Below are 14,412 nucleotides of genomic sequence, written 5' to 3' on the forward strand. Positions count from 1 at the left end.
CGGGGCGAGCGCCGGCCGGCCGCGCGCGCCCCCCGCCCCGCTACGGGTCGCGACGGCTGCTCGCGGGCTCGCCGTCGCCCGGCGACCGGGCGCCGGGGCGCCTGAGCGTCACCAGGCGTTCTTCCTGGAGGGGCTCGGGCTGGATCGTGCAGTGGGTCAGCGCGTGCTGCTCGCGCAGCCGCCGCGCCACGGCCGCGGCCACGTCCGTGCCGTGGTGCCCCCTGGCGAGCACCACGTGCACCGTGAGCACGTTGAAGCCGTCGGAGATCGACCAGACGTGCAGATCGTGGAAATCGACCACGCCGGGCACGCTCCGGATCGTGTCCTCCACGTCGGCGAGGTCGATCTCGATGGGGCTCCCCTCCATCAGCACGCGCGACGTGTCGCGCACGAGCCGCCAGCCGCCCCAGAGCACGAGCGCGCCGATGACCGCGCTGATCATCGAGTCGGCCCGCGTCCAGCCGAACGCGAGGATGAGCACGCCCGCGAGGATCGCCCCGATCGATCCGAGCGCGTCCGACAGCACGTGGGCCAGCGCGGCCCGCGTGTTGATGTTGTGCCCGTGCTCGCCGCTCGAGAGCAGCAGCGCCGAGGCCACGTTCACGATCAGCCCCACGGCCGCGGTGATCGTCAGCGCCTCGGCGTGCACCTCCTGCGGCTCGCGCCACCGGCGGGCCGCCTCGATGAAGATCCAGATCGCCGTCAGCGCCAGCGCGATGCCGTTGGCGAACGCCGCGAGCACCTCGGCGCGGCGAAAGCCGTACGTCCGCGCGCGCGTCCGCGCCTGCGCCGCGATGCGCTGCGCGATGATCGCGAGCCCGAGCGCCGCGGCGTCCGCGAGCATGTGGCCCGCGTCGGCGAGGAGGGCGAGGCTCTTCGACCACCACCCGACCGCCGCCTCGATGAGCAGGAACGACGTCGTGAGCGCGAAGGCCGCGATCAGCCGGCGGAGCGGCGCGCGCCGGTGGTCATGATCGTGATGCCGCCCGTCGCCGTGGTCGTGGTCGTGACGTCGCGCGCCGCCGTGGCCCTGATGTCCCCCGTCGCCGTGATCACGGTCGTGCCCATGATCGTGGTGGTGCTCGTGCCCCGCGCCGCGCCCGCGAGGGCGCTCGTGAGCGGAGCTGCCGGGATCGTCGGGCACCCCCATCGCGGCGCCGGCGCGGCTCACACCCGCTCGACGATGGTCGCCACGCCCATCCCTCCGCCGATGCACAGCGTGATCAGCGCGGTCGCCTTGCCTTCGCGCTCGAGCTCGTCGAGCGCCGTCCCGATCAGGCACGCCCCGGTCGCGCCGAGCGGGTGGCCGAGCGCGATCGCGCCGCCGTTCACGTTGACGCGGTCGAGATCGATGTCGAGCTTGCGCGCCGTCTGCAGCGGCACCGCCGCGAACGCCTCGTTGATCTCCCAGAGATCGATGTCGCGCGCCTGCATCCCCGCCTTCCTGAGCGCGCGCTCCGACGCGGGCGCCGGGGCCGTCAGCATGATCACCGGCTCCGCCCCGGCCGTCGCGACGGCGCGGATCCTCGCGCGCGGCTTGAGCCCGTGCGCCTTCACGTAGTCGCCCGACGCGAGCAGCACCACGGCCGCCCCGTCCACGATGCCGCTCGAGTTGCCCGCCGTGTGGACGTGCTGGATCGCCTTCACCTGCGGGTACCGCACGAGCGCGAGCTCGTCGACGGTCTCGCCGCGGGGGCCCATCGGCGTCGCCCCGAGGCCGCCGAACGCCGGCTCCAGCTTCGCGAGGGCCTCCATCGTCGCCCCGGCCCGCGGGTGCTCGTCCCTGTCGAGCAGCGGCTTGCCGTCGCGATCGACGACCGTGAACAGGCTCTTCGCGAACCGCCCCTCGCGCGCGGCCCGCTCGGCCTTGTGCTGGCTCGAGAGCGCGAAGCGGTCGACGTCCTCGCGCGAGAAGCCCTCGATCGTCGCGATGAGGTCCGCCGAGATGCCCTGCGGCACCATCGCGAGCTTCTCGCGGAGCGCGAGGTTGTTCCCGTCGAGGGGCGCGCCGTCCGATCCCATGGGCACGCGCGACATGCTCTCGACGCCGCCGCCGATGGCGAGCTCCTGCTGGCCCGACATCACCCCCATCGCCGCGAAATTGACCGCCTGCGCGCCCGAGCCGCAGAAGCGGTTGACGGTCACGCCGGTCACGTCGTCCGGCCAGCCGGCCGCGAGGATGGACGTGCGCGCGACGCACGCGCCCTGCTCGCCCGCCTGGGTCACGCACCCGACGACCACGTCCTCCACGTCTTCCTTGCGGATCCCGGTCTTCTCGGCGAGCCGGTTGAGCGTCTGCGCGAGGAGCTCCTGGGGGTGCACGCCGGAGAGCGCTCCCTTGCCTGCCTTGCCTCGCCCGCGCGGCGTGCGCACGGCATCCACGATGAAAACGTCTCGCATGACAGGCCTCCGCGCCCCCCGGCGTCCGGCCCGTGCTTAGCACACGACCCGTTCCCGGGGCAGCCTGCTCGCGACAGGTCGCGGTGGACCTGAACCGCGTCGGATCGGCTATGCTCGCCGCCGATGACGGACCGGTCGCAGCGCATGGTTTGGGTCGATCTGGAGATGACCGGCCTCGATGAGAGCTCGTGCGCGATCGTGGAGATCGCCACCATCGTCACGGAGCCCGACCTGACCGTGGTCGCCGAGGGGCCGTGCCTCGTCATCCACCAGCCCGAGGACGTGCTCGCGGGGATGAGCGACTTCGTCCGCGATCTCCACGCCCGATCGGGGCTCCTCGCGCGCATCCGCGCCTCCACGCTCTCGGTCGGCGAGGCGGAGTCCGAGACGCGCGCGTTCCTCGAGGCGCACTGCGACGAGGGGACGGCCGTGCTGTGCGGCAACTCCGTGTGGAAGGACCGCGCCTTCCTGCAGCGCTACATGCCGGGTCTGCTCTCCTTCCTGCACTACCGCATCGTCGACGTCTCGACGCTGAAGGAGCTCGTGCGCCGCTGGTACCCGACGCGCTCGGCGCCGAAGAAGCGCGAGATCCACCGCGCGCTCGACGACATCCGCGAGTCGATCGAGGAGCTCAGGTGGTACCGCGCCAACGTGTTCCAGCCGCTGCCGGGCAACGAGCCCCGCTGAGCGGCGAACGCTGCGCGCCGGCCTCGCCTCTGCAGGCCCCTGCTCGCTCGCCCCCCCGCCGCCGAGCCGCGCGCCCAAGGCGCAATGCCCGCTCCCATCGACGGGTGAGGCGGCGCCGCGGGTCGTCAGAGAAAATTATCGCCGACGTGAGAAAACACGATCGATCGACGGAATGCTTTTGGTAGGCTGGCCATGCGTCCAGGCCTCCGGCACGAGGCCTGTGATGCAGACGCCCCGGCGGCCCCAATCCGCCGGGGTGTCGTTTGCCATCTCACATCGGGCAGCCTGCGGGGCGTCAGAAGAGCTGGTCGCCGTACCACCGCTCCCGAGGGCGCCCACCGGCGTCCACAGCGGGGTTCGTGGCCATGGAGGCCGGCGCAGGGCGGCGCGTGGCCCGGGACCTCAGCACGGGCCTGTCCACGGCGGGTCGCACCGCCTCGGGGACGCCGGGGTCACATTGCACCGGCGGGATCAGTCCCGAAGTGTGTTCCACGTTACTTTCGTACGATGAAGGCTGAGCCGGGGCCGGGGGCGGCGCCCCGCGCTGGACGATGTAGGAGCTCAGGGGCACGGCGACCGCGGCGCTCGTCAGCGCGACGATCAGCAGCCCCCCGCCGACCCGCAGCGCGCCGCGACGCCAGCGCGGGGCGACGATCGGGACCACGGGGTGCCGCATGGCCTCGGGAGGGAGGGTCCCGGTGGGCAGGGTGTTGCGCGACGCCGGGGCGGGCGCGCTCCGCTCGGTGTCCGGCGGCGCCTCGTGCGGCAGCGGGGCGCCCGCCGCGAGGGGCGCCGGGTCGGCGAGGAGCAGCGGCCGCACGGCGGTCATGAGCTCCTGGACCGTCTGGAAGCGCGCGTCGGGATCCTTCGCGAGCGCCCGCGCGAGCGCCTCGTTGACCTGGGGCGGCGCGCCCTCGATCGGCGGGGGCACCTCGTCCAGCGCGCACACGTCGAGATCGTCGCGCCCCTCGAACGGCCGCCGACCCGCGAGGACGCAATACAGCAGCATCCCGAGCCCGTAGATGTCCGTTCGCGGATCGATCGCGCGCGCGTCGAAGAGCTCGGGCGCCCGGTAGCGCGCGGCGTCCGCCATCGCGTCCGCCGGCGCCCCGAACAGCCGGTGCAGCCCGAACCCCCTGACGAGGGCGGCCCCCTGGCCGGAGATCACCACCGTGTGCGGGCCGAGGTCCCCGTGCGAGAGGCCCAGCGCGTGCGCCGCGCCGAGCGTCCGCGCGACGTCGACGACGAGCTCGTACGCGACAGAGCGCAGCCGGGGCAGCAGATCTTCCACCGAGGGATCATCGCTCGGCCGGGCGGCGAGCCAGCCCGCATTGCCCTCCATGCCGCCCCGGAGCACAGGCACGATGCCGTGCAACGACGCAGACGCCGAGAGGAGCCGCTCGATCTCACCGCGGAACGCAGCGGCGTCGAGGGCCAGGTCCTCCTGGACATACAGCGTCACCTCGCGACCGTCGGCGTCGAGCGCGCGATAGGCCTCGGCCGGAGCGGGGGAGTCGAGGCTGGCGACGATGGTGTAGCCAGCGAACTCCTGGCCCAGGATCACCATGAGCCCCCCGTCGCGACCTCCCCGCCGGACACAGCAGCTTCCGCTTCTGTAGGGGGGAAGAACCAGGAGCGATGCGCGGACGCGCGCCGCGATGTTGGATCAGACCAGAAGATTCTGCTCACTGCGTCGGACCTCCGGCACGAGGTTCGAGTGTCCATGACACCCCCGGACACGGCTCGGGGAACATCGGTTGAGCGCGAGCGTAACAGACGTCTCAGGCTCGCGGAAGCCGTCGTCAGGGCGGACCGGGATCACGGAGCGCGCGAGACGGCGCGCTCACTTTCCGGAACGACGGCTCGAGGGCGGGGTAACACGCCCTGAGACGGCGCGCTCCGGCGGGCGCGATTTCGGCTGAGCCGCCGAGCGAGAGCGCTCGGGATCCTCGCTGGCCAGGGCGAGCATTGCTTGCTTCCTCGGCGAATCGTCAGACTCCATGAGCAGAAAGAGGATCGCGTTCTGGAGCGTCTCCTGGGCCTTGTCGAACAGCTCTGCCACGACCGACGCGACCGGGCTGCGGCCGTCGCCGGGGAGCAGGAGGCGCGGATCGCACTGGAGCCCCTGGGCGATCAGGCCGAGCGCGCCGAGGCCGAGATCCCGCTCGCCGCGCTCGACCTGCCGCAGGTACGTGGCCGAGAGCTGCGCCCTCTCGGCGAACTCCTGCATGCTGAGCCCGCGAAGCTTCCGGAGGATGTGGATCGCCTGGCCGACCTCCTTGGGGAGCGTGTCGCGCATGCGCCGAGCCTAGCAGGCAGGGCCCGCTCGAGCTCTACAGGTATCCTTCGGCCTGGAGCGCGAACATGCGGGCGTAGCGCTGGCCGCGGGCCACGAGCTCGTCGTGGGTGCCCTCCTCGACGATCCGTCCACCGTCGAGCACGAGGATGCGATCGGCCATGCGCACGGTGGGGAATCGGTGCGAGATGACGATCGTCGTCCGGCCCCTGGAGAGCGACCGGAACCGCTGGAAGACCGCGTGCTCGGCCTCGGCGTCGAGCGCCGCGGTCGGCTCGTCGAGCACGAGGATGTCGGCCTGCTCGCGCATGAAGGCGCGCGCGAGCGCGATCTTCTGCCACTGCCCGCCGCTCAGCTCGACGCCGTCCTTGAACCAGCGCCCGAGCTGCGCGTCGAGGCCCCCCGGCACCGCGGCCACGACCTCTTCCGCGCCTCCCTCGGAGACCGCGCGCGCGACGCGCGGCTCGTCCGCGAGGTGATCGAGGCTGCCGAGACCCACGTTCTCGCGCAGCGTGAGCTGGTATTGGTTGAAATCCTGAAACACGACACCGATCCTCCGGCGCAGCGCGTCGAGATCCCAGGCGCGGAGATCCTTGCCGTCGAGCAGGATGCGCCCCTCGGTGGGCTCGTAGAGCCGCGTGAGCAGCTTGATGAAGGTGGTCTTGCCCGCGCCGTTGTGCCCGACCAGCGCCAGGCTCTGCCCGCTCGGGATATGGAGATCGATCCCCCGGAGCGCCCAGCGCGACTGACCAGGATACCGGTAGCCGACGCCCTCGAACCGCACGCCCCGCTCGCCCGTGCCGCCGTCCGGGAGCGCCGGCGCGCCGCTCGCGGGCGCAGGCGCGCCGTTCGTGGGCGCGGGCGCGCCGCCCGGGAGCGCGGGAGACGCGCTGGTGGGGATGCTCAGGTACTGGAACAGATTCGACATGTAGAGGTTGTGCTCGTACATGCCGCCGACGCCGGCGAGGACGGCCTGGAACGCCTGCTGGCCTTGCCGGAAGGCGGCGACATAAAGCACCATCTCGCCGAGCGAGAGGCGCCCGGCGGCGGCGCCGAGCGCCATCGCGCCATAACAGCCGTAGAACGCGGCCGTCCCGAGGAGCGACAGGCCGTAAGCCCACCCGGCGCGGCGGACCGCGAGGGCGCTGTCCTCCCGGTAAAACGACGTCGCCAGCGCCTTGTACCGCCCGAGGAACATCGGGCCGAGCCCGAAGAGCTTCACCTCCTTGGCGTGGCCGTCGTTGGCGAGCACGTACTCGAGGTAATTGAGGCGGCGGGCCTCGGGAGAGCGCCAGTTGCGGAGGCGGAACGCCGCGCCCGAGAAGCGCGCCTCGGCGACCGTGGCGGGGATGGCCGCGAGCAGGAGCGCGAGCACCGCGAGCGCGCTGAACCCCACGAGCATCGCGGCGTACCCGGCGAGCGTGATGAGGTTCTGCACGAGCGAGAAGCTCTCGGTCACCACCGACGCCGGGCGCGACGACGCCTCGCGGCGCGCGCGGGTGAGCTGATCGTAGAACTCGGAGTCCTCGAAATGAGCCAGATCGAGCGAGAGCGCCTTCTCGAGGATCATCGCGTGGATGTCGATCGAGAGCCGCGCGCCGAGGAGCTGCCGCGTCAGCGCGAGCCCGCGCTGCGCGAGCGCGAGCGCGGCCACGAGGCCGAGCTCGACCGAGACCCACACGAGCGCCGCGCGCTCGTCGCGGGCGACGACCGCGTCCGTGATCGTCTTGCCCACGTAAGCCACCCCGAGCGGCAGCGCCGCCGCCGCCAGCGTGAGCGCGCCGAGCGCGACGCTGGCCGCCCGCGAGGAGCGCCAGACGAGCTTGAGCGTCCGCGGGGTGTAGGCGAAGCTGTCCCGCAGGCGGGAGAGGCCGAGCATGGGGGCGGATTCTAACCACGCCGCAGCCCTCCGCCCGCAGAGTCCCCGGCGAGCGCGGGCGCGGCGGGCGCGGCGGCCCGAAGCCGTCGCGGCGGGCGCGCGGAAGGCCGCGGTGGCGGGCGCGCGCCGGCCGCGGTATCCCGGGGGCTCGGACAAGGAGGCTCTGCATGTCGAGCATGTCGAATGTGACCCTGGGCTACGGCGCGCTGCTCACGGCGCTCGGCGTCGGCGGCTTCGCCGCGACGAGCGCGCCGACGGCGCTCATCCCGGCCGGCTTCGGGGTCGTCGCCGTCGGGCTCGGGCTGGTCGCGAGGCAGGAGAAGTACCGCATGCACGCCATGCACGCGTCGGCGCTGCTCGGCGTCCTCGGCGTCCTCGGCTCGGCCCGCGGCCTGTCGAAGCTGCCGGCGCTGCTCTCCGGCGGCGACGTGGAGCGGCCGGCGGCCGTCATCGCGCAGTCCCTGATGGCCGTCCTCTCCGCGGGCTACGTCGTCGTCTGCGTGCGCTCGTTCGTCGCGGCGCGCCGCGCCGCCCCGAGCCCCTGAGCGCCGCGGGCGCCAGCGCGCGCCCTGCCCCGCGGCGCCGCCAGGGCGCCGTCACAGCACCCCTCTTCGCCATCACCTCCCCGCCACGGCGCCCCGAGCGGCCCAGTCGGCCGCGCGCGCGCGGCGCGCTGCTGTCGAATCCGTAGAGAACGGCCGGCGCTGCGGCGCCTCTCGCGTCGACGAGCTCCCTTCCCTGTCCTCACTCTGCACGTCCGATCTCCGCGCGTCGGATCTCCGGCGCCGCGCTCTCCGCGCGTCCGATCCAGGCATCTCCGGGCGTCGCCTCCCCCCGGGCGGATCTCCTCATGTCGATTATTTGGCAATCTGGGACGACAATCCGGAATGCTACAAATCCGCGCGTAAACGGCCAGATCGGCGCCCTCGACCGCCGTGCATGATGTACTGTCGTCGTCACCAGACCATCAACTACAAAGAAGAGCGAGCACCATGCTTCGACGCGTCATTGCATTGGGGCTGACCGCGCCTCTTTTCCTGTCGTGCGGGGAGAACGGGGCCATCATGATCTGGAGTTGCGACGAGTGCCCCGAGGGCTGGACCTGCACGGAAGACGCCTGTATTCCCCCGCACTGCACCAATGGCGTCATGGATGATCACAAGGGGGAGACCGACACCGATTGCGGTGGTTCTTGCGCGCCTTGCGGCCTCGGCGCCGTGTGCGAGACGGGGCTCGACTGCAAAGAGGGCGTATGTCGCCTGGGGGCCTGCCAGGCGCCGACGTGCGTGGACGGCGTGGCGAACGGCTTCGAGACCGGCGTCGACTGCGGCACCCGCTCGTGCCCGCTCTGCCCCGCCGGCGAGGGGTGCCTCGCCGGGGAGAACTGCGCGTCCGGCGTGTGCAGGGAGCGTGTCTGTCAGGAGCCTTCCTGCGATGACGGGATCCTGAACGGGAGCGAGCTCGACGTGGATTGCGGGGGCGCGTGCCGGACCTGCAAGTGACGCGGCGGGCTCGATGAGGTCAGCGCGACGCGGCCAGCTCAATGCGGATCGACGACGGGCGCGGTCTCCAGGCTCACCGTGCCGCCGGTCGCGATCCAGCGGAACCCGTCGATGAGCGCGGTGGAGTCGAAGCGATCATCCCCGGTGTCGAAGAGGATGAACCGGAGCGTGATCTCCTCGCCGCCGCGCACCGGCGCCCTGGTCTTCAGCCACCGGGTGGCTCCGTCGTGGCGCGGGCTGAACCCCGTCCCCGCGAGCTCGCCAGAGCCGCGCGGGCATCCGTCGCAGACATCGAAGAACGCGATATTGACGCTGACCGGCCTGCCCTCCTCGTCGAACGAGAGGTTGCCGTTGTACGACCCCGGAGGCGCCGGCGTGGCCAGCGCGACGAACTGATCGTTGAAGTCCTCGCAGACCCACTCCGGATATTCGTACGTATAGAACTTGAAGAGGAACTCGTAGCCGGTCGCGTTCCTCGGCGCGCGCAGGACGACCTCGAGCCCGATATCGTCGTTGATGAAATCGGAAGGAGGACAGTCCGGGTTGTCCTGGGGGAACCCGGGCGGCGCGGCGCCAGGGCCGTAGCTCGAGCAGCTCTCGGTCCAGCAGGCGTCCGGGTGGTCCGGCAGCCGGGCGCGCCCGGTCGAGAGCGCGAGCAGGCGCGCGCCGCCCTGCACGTGCACGTTCGGCCCGAACCCGTCGAAGAGCCCGACCGCCCGCGAGCGCGCCGCCGGCGAGCCGTTCCCGCGGACGTACCTGGCCGACAGCACGCCCCACCGCGCGTCCTCGCGGGACGCGACCGCGCAGAGGTCGATCGCCCTCGCCCCGTTCATCGGATCGAAGTCCTCGAGCGCGAGCCCCTCGTCGCAGGGCGGCGCCACGTTGTCGACCGCGCCGTCGCAGTCCTCGTCCGCAGGCGCAGGCACCTGGCCGCTCGCGTCAGGCTCCGTGACCTCGACCTCGATCGCGCCGGGGTTCACATTTCCATCCGCATCGTTGCAGTCGCCGCCGGCGGGCGTGAACCCGTCGCCGTCGCTGTCCGCGTTGGGGTCGGCGACGGGGCCAGCGCCGCCGCCGCCCAGCCCCGGCCCGCCCGGCGCATCGAGCCCGCCGGGGCCTTCCTCGCCGCCGGCCCCCGAGGACACCGTGCCGCGCTCATCGCCCGCGCCGCCCTGCGCGGGCGCGCCCCCCACCGCCGAGCACCCGAGCGCGGCGACGAGCGCCCCCAGCGCCGCGACGCCGGCGCCGGGGAGAGAAAACCGTCGTTTCACCATGTCTGTACTTTGCCACGGCCATCGCAACGAGCGCGCGCGAACCCCGGGAAAGGTGGGCGGCGTCGCGCGCGCCCTGATGGGCTCGCCCGCGCTTCGGGCGGAGGCGACGGGGGCGCGCCCTCTCCGGGGGCGCGGCGGCCCGCGCGCTACATCCGCTCGGGCGCGTCGATCCCGAGCAGGCCGAGGCCCTTCGCCAGCACCTCCGCCGTGAGATCGCACAGCGCCAGGCGGGAGCGGCGCACCTCGTCGCTCTCGGCCCGGAGCACCGGGCAGCGCTCGTAGAAGGTCGTGAACGACCCGGCGAGCTCGAAGAGGTAGCCGCACAGGCGGTGCGGCTCGAGCGTGGCGGCCACGTCCTCGAGCACGGCGCCGAACCGGAGCAGCTCCAGCGCGAGCGCCCGCTCGGCCGGATCGCCGAGCGCGAACCCGGCGCCGCGCGCGGACTCGACGCCGCCCTTGCGGAAGATCGACCGGATGCGCGCGTGCGCGTACATCAGGTAAGGCGCCGTGTTCCCCTCGAAGGCGAGCATCCGGTCCCAGTCGAACACGTAGTCCTTGATCCGGTCGCTCGAGAGATCGGCGTACTTCACCGCGCCCACGCCGACAGCGCGCGCGACCGCGCCGGCCGCCTCGGCGTCGAGCTCCGCGTTCTTCTCGCGCACCACCTTCGTCGCGCGCTCCACGGCCTCGTCGAGCAGGCTCGCGAGCTTCACCGTGTCGCCTGCCCTCGTCTTGAACATCTTCTTGTCGGCGCCGAGCACCGAGCCGAAGGCCACGTGCTCGGCGCGCGCCGGCGGCCTGAGCCAGCCGGCCTCCCGCGCGGTCGTGAAGACCATCGCGAAGTGCTGGCTCTGCGGCGCGCCGACCACGTAGACGATCCGCTGCGCGCCGACGGTCGCGAGGCGGTGGCGGATCGCCGCGAGGTCGGTCGTGGCGTAGCCGTAGCCGCCGTCCTGCTTGCGGATGATGAGCGGCAGCGGCTCGCCGCCCTTGCCGGTGAAGCCGGCCGGGAAGACGCAGAGGGCGCCCTCGCTCTCGCGCGCCAGCCCCTTGTCGGTGAGCTCGGCGATGACGTCGGTCAGCATCGGGTTGTAGAAGCTCTCCCCGGCGAAATCGGCCTCGGTCAGGGTCACGCCGAGCCGGCGGTAGACCGACTCGAAGTAGCGCGTCGACTCGCGCACGAGCTTCCGCCAGAGCGCGAGCGTCGGCTCGTCGCCGCCCTGGAGCCGCACGACCCGCTGGCGAGAGCGCTCGACGAACGCGGGATCGCCGTCGAACTTGGCGCGCGCCTGCCGGTAGAACGCGTCGAGATCGCCGACCGAGAGCTCCTCGGCCGCCTCGGCCTCGCCGAGATCGAGCATGTGCTCGATCAGCATGCCGAACGGGGTGCCCCAGTCGCCGAGGTGGTTCTGGCGGATCACGCGGTGGCCGAGCGCCTCGAGGACGCGCGCGAGGGCGTCGCCGATGATCGTGCTGCGCAGGTGGCCGACGTGCATCTCCTTCGCGGCGTTCGGGCCCGAGTAGTCGACGATGACCGTCTCGGGCTGCGCCGCGGGCGCGACGCCGAGCCGCCCGCCGCCCGCCGTCTCGGCGAGCTCGCCCGTGAGGTAGGCGTCGTCGAGCGTCAGGTTCACGAACCCGGGGCCGGCGATCTCGACCTTGCGGCAGATCCCGCCGACCTCCAGGTGCGCCACGATCGCGGCCGCGACCTCGCGCGGCGGCCTGCCGAGGCGCTTGCCGAGCGCCATGGCGGCGTTCGCCTGGTAGTCGGCGTGGGCGGAGCGGCGCAGGGAAGGATCGGTGGCGGCGTGCTCGGCGCCGAACGCGGCGGTGATCGCCGCCTGGAGTGCGCGGGCGAGGGCGTGGACGGGATCGGCCATGGCGCATCCTTGGCCCGGGCACGCGGCGCATTCAATAGGCAAGCCGGCGCGCCCCGGCCGCCGCGTCGGCGCCGCCTCGGCTCCTCTCCGCCCCCTCACGCTCCTCTCCGTCCCTCTCCGCTCGTCTCCGCCTTTGACAAAAAACGCACCAGGCCGGACAGTTCACGCCTTCCCGTGAGCGCCTCCTCGCCCCCTGCCCCCGGCCCTCCGCCGCCCGCCGCGAGCGACGCGAGCGGCGCGCCGGCCGAGAGCGCGGCGGCCCAGATGGTGGGGAAGGTCATCTCGGACCGGTACCGGATCGTCGAGCTCGTCGCGACCGGCGGGATGGGCGCGGTCTACAAGGCCGAGCACCTGCTGCTGCGCAAGTGGCTGGCCGTGAAGCTCCTCCTGCCCGCGGCGAAGGGCTCCCCGGAGCTCACCGCGCGCTTCGAGCGCGAGGCGATCGCGGGCGCGCACATCCAGCACCCGAACATCGCGTCGGCGACCGACTTCGGGAGCCTGCCCGACGGCTCCCGGTTCCTCGTGCTGGAGTACGTCCGCGGCACGACGCTCGACCGCATCATCAAGAAGGGCCCGGTGCCCGCCGCGCGCGCCGCCGAGATCGCGCGGCAGATCGCGGCGGCGCTCGCCGCGGCGCACGAGCGCGGCGTCATCCACCGCGATCTCAAGCCGCGCAACGTCATGGTCGAGCACGGCACGGACGCCGTGAAGCTCATCGATTTCGGGTTCGCGAAGGTCCCGCTCGAGCGCCTCTCCACGACGGACGCGCACAGCGGCGAGGCGCGGCCCGAGCCCGCCCCGATCACGCTGAGCGGCATGGTCTTCGGCACGCTCGCGTACATGGCGCCGGAGGCGGCGCAGGGCATGGAGAGCGTCGACGAGCGCTCCGATCTGTACGCCCTCGGGCTCATCCTCTACGAGATGCTCGCGGGGAAGCACCCGTTCGACTCGATCGTGCCCGTCGAGCTGTTCCGCGATCAGTGCGAGACGGCGCCGCCGCCGCTGCGGCTGCGCGCTCCGGGCGTGGACGCGCCGCGCGAGCTGGAGGCGCTCGTGATGCGCCTCCTGCGCAAGGACCCGGCGGCGCGCCCCGCGAGCGCGCGGGCGCTGCTCGCCGCGCTCGACGCGGCCGTGCCGAGGTCCGAGGCGATCGGCCTGCTCCCGTGGAAAGAGCCGCTCTCGGGCGGCGTCGCGCCGCACGGGGGCGCGCTGCGCGCGATCGAGCCCGCCGCGCCGCCGGCGCAGCTGGACCGGGCAGGCGCCGGGGCCGGCGGTTTCGCGGGCGCGGGTGCCGGCGCGGCGCGCGCGGGAGCGGCGGGCGCGGGCGCGGGCGCGGCGCCCGCCGGGAAGGATGCGCGCGGGGCGGAGGGGCGCGGTCCGCGGCAGCGCAGGAGCGCGCTGGGGTGGCTCCTCGGCGTGGCGGCGGTGGGCGCGGTCGGCGTGGCCGCGGGCGCGCTGCTCCTCCGCCGCCTGGACGCGGGCGCGCCCACGCTGGCCGTCGCCGGCGCGGAGCTCGGGGAGGCGCCCGCCGCGATGCAGGCGCCGGCCGCCGGGGCGCCAGGCGCCGTCGGCGCGCGGCCGCGAGCCCCGTCCGCAGCGCCGGCCGCCGGCGCCACGGACCCCGGGCTGGCCGGCTCCGTGACGGCGCCCGTCGCAGCCACGGCGCTCGACGCAGGCGCGGCGCTGGCGGAGGCGGCGCCCGACGCAGGCGCGGCGCTCGCCGCGGAGGCGGCGCGAGACGCAGGCGCGGCGCTCGCCGCGGAGGCGGCGGCCGACGCAGGCGCGGCGCTCGCCGCGGGTCCGGCGGCCGACGCAGGCGCGGCGCCCGCGGGTCCGGGGCCGATCGACGGCGCGGCCCTGCCGGCCGAGCGGGCGCGCCTCGTGGAGGCGGTCCAGGCGAAGCGGTGGGAGGCGGCAGAGGAAGCGTTGCTCGCGCTGCTCGACAGGGATCGCGCCGCCTTCGCGGATCGCGACGTGATGACGGCCGCGGCCGCCGTCGCGGTGAAGAGCGCGTACCGGACCGACGGCCGCGCGGACGCGATCTTCGACGCCCTGGAGAGCCGCCTCGGCCCCGACGGCCTCGACATCGCCTACGAGATGGTGAGCGGCTACGGGGGCACGCAGGGCGGCAAGCGCGCGGCCGAGCTGCTGCGACGCCCCGAGGTGCTGAAGCGCGCGAGCGTCCCGCTGCGCATCGCGGTCGAGCTGCGCGAGGCCCCCTGCCGGCGCAAGCACGCGCTCTTCGAGCGCGCGGCGCTCGAGGGCGACGCGCGCGCGCTCGTGTTCCTGGAGATGCTCCGCTCGTCGCAGTGCCAGCCGCGCATCGGGCAGTGCTGCTTCCATCATCACGCGGGGCTCGAGCGCGCCGTGCGCACGCTGCGCGATCGGCTGCACCACTGACGACCGGCCCGCCCGCGCCGCCCGCGCGAGGCCCCCGTGGGCGTCGAGATGGGCTACGCTCGCACCCCCGGTCCACGGCGCCCAGTAAGCCAGA

At 73.6% G+C, this 14,412-nt stretch carries 11 protein-coding genes; 4 read left to right on the plus strand and 7 right to left on the minus strand.

Annotation, left to right across the window (positions count from 1 at the left end; genetic code table 11):
- Positions 1-40: 40 nt before the first annotated feature.
- Entirely contained in the window at positions 41-1,171 is a 1,131-nt protein-coding gene (locus WME96_RS39710) for a cation diffusion facilitator family transporter (RefSeq protein ID WP_437286761.1), read from the minus strand.
- The gene (locus WME96_RS39715; RefSeq protein ID WP_437286762.1) at positions 1,168-2,400 is read right to left on the minus strand and encodes an acetyl-CoA C-acetyltransferase; all 1,233 of its coding nucleotides are present in this window, start codon (positions 2,398-2,400) and stop codon (positions 1,168-1,170) included. Before WME96_RS39715 ends, WME96_RS39710 begins: the two co-directional genes overlap by 4 nt.
- A 123-nt stretch (positions 2,401-2,523) precedes the next feature.
- Here WME96_RS39715 and orn point away from each other — a divergent pair, with 123 nt between their 5' ends.
- On the plus strand, positions 2,524-3,087 hold the full coding sequence (orn, locus tag WME96_RS39720) for an oligoribonuclease (RefSeq protein ID WP_061615495.1): 564 nt from the start codon (positions 2,524-2,526) through the stop codon (positions 3,085-3,087).
- Between the two features lie 295 nt (positions 3,088-3,382).
- Here the strand turns inward: orn and WME96_RS39725 are convergent, their stop codons facing one another.
- The 3 genes from WME96_RS39725 to WME96_RS39735 form a co-directional block, all read right to left on the minus strand.
- Positions 3,383-4,654: a serine/threonine protein kinase gene (locus tag WME96_RS39725; RefSeq protein WP_437286763.1), complete on the minus strand. Its 1,272-nt coding sequence runs from the start codon at positions 4,652-4,654 to the stop codon at positions 3,383-3,385.
- 276 nt (positions 4,655-4,930) lie between these two features.
- Positions 4,931-5,386 carry a helix-turn-helix domain-containing protein gene (locus WME96_RS39730; RefSeq protein WP_437286764.1) on the minus strand — a complete coding sequence of 152 codons (456 nt, stop codon included), beginning with the start codon at positions 5,384-5,386 and terminating at the stop codon, positions 4,931-4,933.
- 34 nt (positions 5,387-5,420) lie between these two features.
- Positions 5,421-7,262: an ABC transporter ATP-binding protein gene (locus tag WME96_RS39735; RefSeq protein ID WP_437286765.1), complete on the minus strand. Its 1,842-nt coding sequence runs from the start codon at positions 7,260-7,262 to the stop codon at positions 5,421-5,423.
- 167 nt (positions 7,263-7,429) lie between these two features.
- Here WME96_RS39735 and WME96_RS39740 point away from each other — a divergent pair, with 167 nt between their 5' ends.
- Together WME96_RS39740 and WME96_RS39745 are read left to right on the plus strand one after the other, a co-directional pair.
- On the plus strand, positions 7,430-7,807 hold the full coding sequence (locus WME96_RS39740) for a hypothetical protein (protein WP_437286766.1): 378 nt from the start codon (positions 7,430-7,432) through the stop codon (positions 7,805-7,807).
- A 519-nt stretch (positions 7,808-8,326) separates the two neighbouring features.
- Positions 8,327-8,764, plus strand: coding sequence for a hypothetical protein (locus WME96_RS39745; protein ID WP_437286767.1), 438 nt, complete (start codon positions 8,327-8,329; stop codon positions 8,762-8,764).
- A gap of 38 nt (positions 8,765-8,802) precedes the next feature.
- On the opposite strand, the gene WME96_RS39750 is transcribed toward WME96_RS39745, so the two are convergent.
- A complete protein-coding gene (locus tag WME96_RS39750; RefSeq protein WP_437286768.1) occupies positions 8,803-10,038 on the minus strand; it encodes a choice-of-anchor L domain-containing protein in 1,236 nt (411 codons plus the stop codon).
- Positions 10,039-10,184: 146 nt separating this feature from the next.
- Positions 10,185-11,918: an arginine--tRNA ligase gene (argS, locus tag WME96_RS39755; protein ID WP_437286769.1), complete on the minus strand. Its 1,734-nt coding sequence runs from the start codon at positions 11,916-11,918 to the stop codon at positions 10,185-10,187.
- Positions 11,919-12,092: 174 nt separating this feature from the next.
- Here argS and WME96_RS39760 point away from each other — a divergent pair, with 174 nt between their 5' ends.
- A complete protein-coding gene (locus tag WME96_RS39760) occupies positions 12,093-14,318 on the plus strand; it encodes a protein kinase domain-containing protein (protein ID WP_437286770.1) in 2,226 nt (741 codons plus the stop codon).
- Positions 14,319-14,412 lie beyond the last annotated feature (94 nt).

It is taken from the genome of Sorangium sp. So ce406, assembly GCF_051474675.1.
Lineage (GTDB): Bacteria > Myxococcota_A > Polyangia > Polyangiales > Polyangiaceae > Sorangium > Sorangium cellulosum_G.

What these genes read in the sequence shown, in the direction of transcription:
- WME96_RS39730 (WP_437286764.1), bottom strand. Translation starts at nt 5,386, where the DNA reads ATGCGCGACACGCTCCCCAAGGAGGTCGGCCAGGCGATCCACATCCTC.
- WME96_RS39740 (WP_437286766.1), top strand. Translation starts at nt 7,430, where the DNA reads ATGTCGAGCATGTCGAATGTGACCCTGGGCTACGGCGCGCTGCTCACG.
- orn (WP_061615495.1), top strand. Translation starts at nt 2,524, where the DNA reads ATGACGGACCGGTCGCAGCGCATGGTTTGGGTCGATCTGGAGATGACC.
- WME96_RS39750 (WP_437286768.1), bottom strand. Translation starts at nt 10,038, where the DNA reads ATGGTGAAACGACGGTTTTCTCTCCCCGGCGCCGGCGTCGCGGCGCTG.
- WME96_RS39745 (WP_437286767.1), top strand. Translation starts at nt 8,327, where the DNA reads ATGATCTGGAGTTGCGACGAGTGCCCCGAGGGCTGGACCTGCACGGAA.
- WME96_RS39715 (WP_437286762.1), bottom strand. Translation starts at nt 2,400, where the DNA reads ATGCGAGACGTTTTCATCGTGGATGCCGTGCGCACGCCGCGCGGGCGA.
- WME96_RS39725 (WP_437286763.1), bottom strand. Translation starts at nt 4,654, where the DNA reads ATGGTGATCCTGGGCCAGGAGTTCGCTGGCTACACCATCGTCGCCAGC.
- argS (WP_437286769.1), bottom strand. Translation starts at nt 11,918, where the DNA reads ATGGCCGATCCCGTCCACGCCCTCGCCCGCGCACTCCAGGCGGCGATC.
- WME96_RS39735 (WP_437286765.1), bottom strand. Translation starts at nt 7,262, where the DNA reads ATGCTCGGCCTCTCCCGCCTGCGGGACAGCTTCGCCTACACCCCGCGG.